The following is a 6068-nucleotide window of genomic DNA, read 5'->3' as shown; positions in this document are numbered from 1 at the left end:
CGGGCTTGCTCCCGGGAGTACGCGCTGCAGGCCCCATCCATGGGGCCTCAGCGCTTGACGGGCATCCATGCCCGTCACCTCCCTCCGCAATCCCTCCGCTCGGCCTCCTGAAGTCGCGAAGATCAAGATCAAGATCAAGATCAAGATCAAGATCAAGATCAAGATCAAGATCAAGATCAAGATCAAGAGCTAGATCAACAGCAGACGCGTCGTTCGCAGGCGGTGCTTGGACGACGTCGCGCTATGCGCGACAATGACGATCATTTGCGGAGCCCCCCATGACCGATTTCACCCCCGACGCCATCCTCGACGCCTCCGGCCTGAACTGCCCGGAACCGGTAATGATGCTGCACCAGCACGTGCGTGACCTGGCCGCTGGTGGCCTGCTCAAAGTCATCGCCACCGACCCGTCGACCCGCCGCGACATCCCCAAGTTCTGCAACTTTCTAGGCCACGAACTGCTGCAACAGCAAGAAGACGCCGGCACCTTCCTGTACTGGATTCGCAAAAAAGCCGACTGAAGCGCTCTGGAACACGCCCCGCGTTGCGCCTACACTGCGTTCCCCAGACAGGAGAGCGCCATGCTGATAGTTGCCGACGAGAACATCCCGCTGCTCGATGCCTTCTTCCAGGGTTTCGGTGAAATCCGCCGTTATCCGGGCCGAAGCCTCGATGCCGCCAGCGTCAAGGACGCCGATATCCTGCTGGTGCGTTCGGTAACCAAAGTCGACCGCCAGTTGCTCGAAGGCAGCCGTGTACGCTTTGTCGGCACCTGCACCATCGGCACCGATCACCTCGATCTGGATTACTTTGCCGAGGCCGGCATCCGCTGGAGCAGCGCGCCGGGCTGCAACGCCCGCGGCGTGGTCGACTATGTGCTGGGCAGCCTGCTGACCCTGGCCGAGCTGGATGGCGTGGCACTGCCCGAGCGTGTATACGGCGTGGTAGGTGCGGGCGAAGTGGGTGGCCGCCTGGTGCGGGTGCTGCATGGCCTGGGCTGGAAGGTGCTGGTGTGCGACCCGCTGCGCCAGGCCGCCGAAGGTGGCGACTACGTCAGCCTTGAGACGATTTTGCAGCAATGCGATGTGATCAGCCTGCACACCCCGTTGCAGCGCGGTGGCGAGCACCCGACCTGGCACCTGTTGGGCCCGGCGCAGTTGGCTCGGTTGCGCCCGGGCGCCTGGCTGGTCAACGCCAGCCGCGGCCCGGTGGTGGACAACGCTGCCCTGCGTGAGCTGCTGCTGGACCGTGAAGACGTGCATGCGGTGCTGGATGTATGGGAGGGCGAGCCGCAGGTCGACCTGCAACTGGCCGACCTGTGCACGCTGGCCTCGCCGCACATTGCCGGTTACAGCCTTGACGGTCGCCAGCGCGGCACGGCGCAGATCTATCAAGCGCTGTGCCGCTTCCTCGGCGTGGACGAGCAGGTGCAGCTGGCCGACTTGCTACCCCGGCCGTCGCTGGCGCAGATTGAGCTGGACGCCAGCACCGACCCGGCATGGGCATTGGCGACCCTGTGCCGCGCCGTGTATGACCCGCGTCGCGACGACGCCGATTTCCGCCGCAGCCTGAGCGACGACCCGCAGCAGCAGCGGGCGGCGTTCGACCAGTTGCGCAAGCAGTACCCGCCACGGCGCGAGATCGAAGGGCTGGCAGTGCGCCTGCGTGGCGAGTCACCGCAGCTGGCGCAGCTGGTCAGCGCCTTGGGGGCGGAGTTGGTCTAACCAAGTTGTGCAGTTATCTGAGGTTACCCTGTGGGAGCGGCCTTGCGTCGCGAAAGGGCCGCAAAGCGGCCCCGGCAATCTTTGCGGCGGAGCTGAGAACCTGGGGCCGCGTTGCGGCCCTTTCGCGACGCAAGGCCGCTCCCACAAGTGGCCGAGCAAACTTTGCGGGCAATAAAAACCCGGCGCCAGGGCCGGGTTGGGGAAAAAATCGCCGATCAACCTTTGCGAACGCGCTCGACCCGGCTTTCTTCCAGGGCCTTGCAGGCCTGCTGGATCATTTGCTCGGTGATTGGCACTTCGCGCCCTTGGGCGTCGATGATCGAGCCGCACACCTTCGGTTGCGGGGTGGTCTTGGGCTTCTGGTTGTCGCTGCCATGCTGCAAGCTCATTCGGTGTCTCCTCATCAGGTTCTGGCCCAGGTTAGCCCTGAGCCGTGACTGGCCTGTGACTGTTTGCGTATCACGCTGGAAACAGTCCAACAGAAACGCTGTGAAAGCTCCATAGTCTGGTTAGACCGATAGGCTATAGCAACCTGTACGCGTTCCCCGGGCCCGGATGAGTGGTAGTCTGCGGCTTCCCTGCCATTGTGGTCGTCGCCATGCCCGAATCGGTTTCCCCAGGCCAACGCCGCGCCTTGCGCCTGGCCTGGCAGTTCATCCGCCCTTATCGCCGGCAAGTGCTGCTGGCCTTGCTGGCGCTGGTGGTCACCGCCGCCATCACCCTGTCCATGGGCCAAGGCATCCGCCTGCTGGTGGACCAAGGCTTCATGACCCGCTCCGCACATCAGCTCAACCAGACCATCGGGCTGTTCCTGCTGCTGGTGCTGGCCCTGGCGGTGGGCACTTTCAGCCGTTTCTACCTGGTGTCATGGATTGGCGAGCGTTGTGTAGCGGATATCCGCCGTGCCGTATTCGACCACCTTATCGGCCTGCACCCTGGTTTTTTCGAGGACAACCGCAGCTCCGAGATCCAGTCGCGGCTCACCGCCGACACCACGCTGCTGCAATCGGTCATCGGCTCGTCCCTGTCGATGTTCCTGCGCAACGCGCTGATGGTGATCGGTGGCGTGGTGCTGCTGTTCATCACCAACCCCAAGCTGACCAGCATCGTGGTGGTGGCCCTGCCGCTGGTGCTGGCGCCCATCCTGCTGTTCGGGCGCCGGGTACGCAGCCTGTCACGGCAGAGCCAGGACCGGGTGGCCGATGTGGGCAGCTACGTGGCCGAAACCTTGGGGCAGATCAAGACGGTGCAGGCCTATAACCATCAGGCGCACGACCGCGAGCTGTTTGCCGGCACGGTCGAGGCTGCATTTACCGTGGCCCGCAAGCGGATTGCCCAGCGTGCCTGGCTGATTACCCTGGTGATCGTGCTGGTGTTGGGGGCAGTCGGGGTGATGCTGTGGGTGGGCGGCATGGATGTGATCGCCGGGCGGATTTCCGCAGGCGAGCTGGCGGCTTTCGTGTTCTACAGCCTGATCGTCGGCAGTGCCTTCGGTACCCTTAGCGAGGTCATCGGCGAGTTGCAACGTGCAGCGGGCGCCGCCGAGCGGATTGCCGAGCTGTTGGCGGCGCACAGTGCCATCCTGCCACCGGCCGTGGCGCAGGTGTTGCCGCAGCAGCGGGCCAGCGGGCGTATCGAATTGCAGCAGGTGGTGTTCGCCTACCCGTCACGGCCCACGGTGGCGGCCATTGACGGCCTGAGCCTGGCCATCGAGCCCGGGCAAACCGTGGCGCTGGTTGGCCACTCGGGGGCAGGCAAGTCGACCCTGTTCGATTTGTTGCTGCGCTTTTACGACCCTCAGCAAGGGCGCATCCTGCTTGATGGCCAGCCGCTTACCGAACTCGACCCTGACTTGCTGCGCCGCCAGTTCGCCCTGGTCGCTCAAAACCCTGCTCTGTTCCGTGGCACGGTGGAGGCCAACATTCGTTATGGCCGGCCCGAGGCGACGACGGCGCAGGTCGAAGCAGCTGCCCGAGGTGCGCATGCCGACGAGTTTATCCGGCAGCTGCCGCAGGGCTACCAGACACCGCTAGGAGAAGGCGGCATTGGCCTTTCCGGCGGCCAGCGCCAACGCCTGGCGATTGCGCGTGCGTTGCTGGTGGATGCGCCAATCCTGTTGCTGGACGAGGCCACCAGCGCCCTTGACGCGCAAAGCGAGCACTTGATCCAGCAGGCGCTGCCCAGCCTGATGGCCGGGCGAACCACGCTGGTGATCGCCCATCGCCTGGCCACGGTGCAGCATGCCGAGCGCATCGCGGTCATCGACAAGGGCCGAGTGGTGGCGGTGGGCACCCATCGCCAACTGATCGAAGAAAGCCCGTTGTACGCGCGGCTGGCCGCCTTGCAGTTCACTACCGGATAACGTGTCGTGGCTTTGTAACATTTTTGTAGTAATTGCCTGAGAGTATCTGCCTCAACTGTTGCGTAAGTGCTCGACCTGGCTGCCATTGCTTGATGGCAGCTTTTTTTTGGCCTGCCAACAAGGACATGGAATGTCTTACCTGGTGTTGCGGATGCGCGCCATTCCTTTCCTTCCGGTTTCGAGATCCACGATGTTGCGTAAATCCCTCAGAGTGCAAATTCTCTCGCTGCTCGGCGGCAGCCTGGCGGCGATGTTGCTGATCGCCCTGGTGTGTTTCCAGTTCCTGTCGTCCAGCGTGCGCGGCTACGCCGAGCTGGTAGACGGGCCGCTGCGGGCCTCGCAATTGATCGACGAAGCCAACCTGCAGTTCAAGATCCAGGTGCAGGAATGGAAGAACGTGCTGCTGCGTGGGCGCCAGCCGGCAGACATGGACAAGTACTGGCAGCAGTTCCAGGCCCGCGAACAGCAGGTGCAAGCGCTGCTCGGGCAGCTGATCGACAGCAGCGACGCAAGGCTGAAGGTGCCGTTGCAACAACTGCGTGACAGCCACCGGCAGTTGGGCCAGGCCTATGCACAGGGTCGCCAGGCCTTCCTTGCGGCAGGTGGCGACCCGGTAGCCGGTGACCTGGCGGTGAAGGGCGTGGACCGTGCCGCCAGCGAGCAGATGAGTGAACTGGTCGAGCAACTGCGTGCCGATGCCCGCCAGCGCGCGGCCAGTATCAACGCCAGCGCCGAACGCACGGTATGGTTGGGCCTGCTGGTGATGCTGGCGTCGGCGGTGCTGGTGGGGCTGCTTAGCCTGTGGCTGGTCAACCGCAGCCTGATCGAGCCGATCCGCCAATTGATCGAGTATGTCGCGCAGCTTAGCCAAGGCCGTTTTGCCGCCCGGGTGGACAGCCGCCGTGAGGACGAACTGGGGCGCCTGGCGCGGGCGGCCAACACCCTGCGTGACTTCCTTGCCGACACCGTTGGCCGGCTGCAGGACAACGCCCAGGAGCTGGAAGGTGCCAGCGGTCAGTTGCGCAACATCGCCGGCGACATGGCCCGCGGTACCCACGACCAGTTCCAGCGTACCGACCAGGTGGCCACGGCCATGCACGAGATGTCCGCCACCGCCCAGGAAGTCGCCCGCCACGCCGCCGAGGCTGCGCGTGCAGCTGACGACGCCGACCACAGTGCCCAGGCAGGTGAACAGGTGATGCAGCAGACCATCGATATCATCGGCGTGGTCAACCGCGAAATTGCCGGCACGGCAGCGGTCATTCGCGACCTGGAACATGACAGCACGCGCATCGGCAAGGTGCTGGAAGTGATCCGCGGTATCGCCGAACAGACCAACCTGCTGGCGCTCAATGCCGCCATTGAGGCAGCCCGCGCCGGAGAGGCCGGGCGTGGCTTTGCGGTAGTGGCTGATGAGGTACGCAGCCTGGCCCAGCGCACTGCAGCGTCGATTGCCGAGATCCACCAGATCATCGAAGCCGTGCAGTCGGGCGCGGTTGAGGCGGTCAAGGCCATCGAGAGCGGCCAGCAACGCAGTGAAGAAGGTGCCGAACAGGTGCAGCAGGCTGGGCAGATGCTGCAGCGCATCACCCTGGCGGTGGAAGCGATCCGCGACATGAACCGGCAGATCGCCACCGCGGCCGAAGAGCAGACCAGCGTGGCCGAGGACATCTCGCGCAACCTGATCGAAATCACCCGCATTGCCACCGCCAACCAGGAGGCCGTGCAGCATACCGAGCAGGCCGGGCAGCGCCTGCATGGCTTGTCGGGGCAGCTGGGCGAAGTCACCTCCCGCCTGAGCGCCTGACGGTTCTGAGATACAAGAACCAGGCACAACAAAAAGCCCGCGCAAGGCGGGCTTCCTGATGAGGATCTGGTCGGAGAGACAGGATTCGAACCTGCGGCCTTCTCGTCCCGAACGAGACGCGCTACCTGGCTGCGCTACACTCCGATGAACAAAATCCTACTGCATCCCGTTTTTG

The 6068-nt window shown here is 64.3% G+C and carries 6 protein-coding genes, 1 tRNA gene and 1 pseudogene; 6 read left to right on the top strand and 2 right to left on the bottom strand.

Annotated elements, in window-relative coordinates; translation table 11 throughout:
- Positions 1–67: 67 nt before the first annotated feature.
- From ACFY9W_RS18075 to pdxB, 3 genes are all read left to right on the top strand, one after another.
- Positions 68–193 carry a hypothetical protein gene (locus tag ACFY9W_RS18075; RefSeq protein WP_391132613.1) on the top strand — a complete coding sequence of 42 codons (126 nt, stop codon included), beginning with the start codon at positions 68–70 and terminating at the stop codon, positions 191–193.
- Between the two features lie 85 nt (positions 194–278).
- Entirely contained in the window at positions 279–521 is a 243-nt protein-coding gene (gene tusA, locus ACFY9W_RS18070; protein ID WP_391132611.1) for a sulfurtransferase TusA, read from the top strand.
- Positions 522–581: 60 nt separating this feature from the next.
- Positions 582–1724: a 4-phosphoerythronate dehydrogenase PdxB gene (pdxB, locus tag ACFY9W_RS18065; protein WP_391132609.1), complete on the top strand. Its 1143-nt coding sequence runs from the start codon at positions 582–584 to the stop codon at positions 1722–1724.
- Positions 1725–1939: 215 nt separating this feature from the next.
- Here pdxB and ACFY9W_RS18060 read toward each other — a convergent pair whose 3' ends face one another.
- Positions 1940–2113, bottom strand: coding sequence for a PA1571 family protein (locus ACFY9W_RS18060; RefSeq protein WP_391132607.1), 174 nt, complete (start codon positions 2111–2113; stop codon positions 1940–1942).
- Positions 2114–2322: 209 nt separating this feature from the next.
- Here ACFY9W_RS18060 and ACFY9W_RS18055 point away from each other — a divergent pair, with 209 nt between their 5' ends.
- The 3 genes and pseudogenes from ACFY9W_RS18055 to ACFY9W_RS18045 all read left to right on the top strand — a co-directional run bounded on the left by ACFY9W_RS18055 (position 2323) and on the right by ACFY9W_RS18045 (position 5893).
- Positions 2323–4086 carry an ABC transporter transmembrane domain-containing protein gene (locus tag ACFY9W_RS18055; RefSeq protein WP_391132605.1) on the top strand — a complete coding sequence of 588 codons (1764 nt, stop codon included), beginning with the start codon at positions 2323–2325 and terminating at the stop codon, positions 4084–4086.
- Positions 4087–4216: 130 nt separating this feature from the next.
- Positions 4217–4960 (top strand): annotated as a pseudogene (locus ACFY9W_RS18050) (methyl-accepting chemotaxis protein); the annotation flags it as partial.
- Positions 4961–5125: 165 nt separating this feature from the next.
- Entirely contained in the window at positions 5126–5893 is a 768-nt protein-coding gene (locus ACFY9W_RS18045; protein WP_391132624.1) for a methyl-accepting chemotaxis protein, read from the top strand.
- Positions 5894–5960: 67 nt separating this feature from the next.
- Here ACFY9W_RS18045 and ACFY9W_RS18040 read toward each other — a convergent pair.
- Positions 5961–6037 (bottom strand) — tRNA-Pro (locus tag ACFY9W_RS18040).
- Positions 6038–6068: the final 31 nt, after the last annotated feature.

The sequence above is a fragment of the Pseudomonas sp. NPDC008258 genome (assembly GCF_042956345.1).
Lineage (GTDB): Bacteria > Pseudomonadota > Gammaproteobacteria > Pseudomonadales > Pseudomonadaceae > Aquipseudomonas.
The sequence above is the reverse complement of the archived record's forward strand: the minus strand, read 5'-3'. Positions and strand labels throughout refer to the sequence as shown.

Coding starts and splice junctions, on each gene's coding strand:
- ACFY9W_RS18055 (WP_391132605.1), top strand. CDS start 2,323: ATGCCCGAATCGGTTTCCCCAGGCCAACGCCGCGCCTTGCGCCTGGCC.
- ACFY9W_RS18045 (WP_391132624.1), top strand. CDS start 5,126: ATGGCCCGCGGTACCCACGACCAGTTCCAGCGTACCGACCAGGTGGCC.
- ACFY9W_RS18060 (WP_391132607.1), bottom strand. CDS start 2,113: ATGAGCTTGCAGCATGGCAGCGACAACCAGAAGCCCAAGACCACCCCG.
- tusA (WP_391132611.1), top strand. CDS start 279: ATGACCGATTTCACCCCCGACGCCATCCTCGACGCCTCCGGCCTGAAC.
- pdxB (WP_391132609.1), top strand. CDS start 582: ATGCTGATAGTTGCCGACGAGAACATCCCGCTGCTCGATGCCTTCTTC.
- ACFY9W_RS18075 (WP_391132613.1), top strand. CDS start 68: ATGCCCGTCACCTCCCTCCGCAATCCCTCCGCTCGGCCTCCTGAAGTC.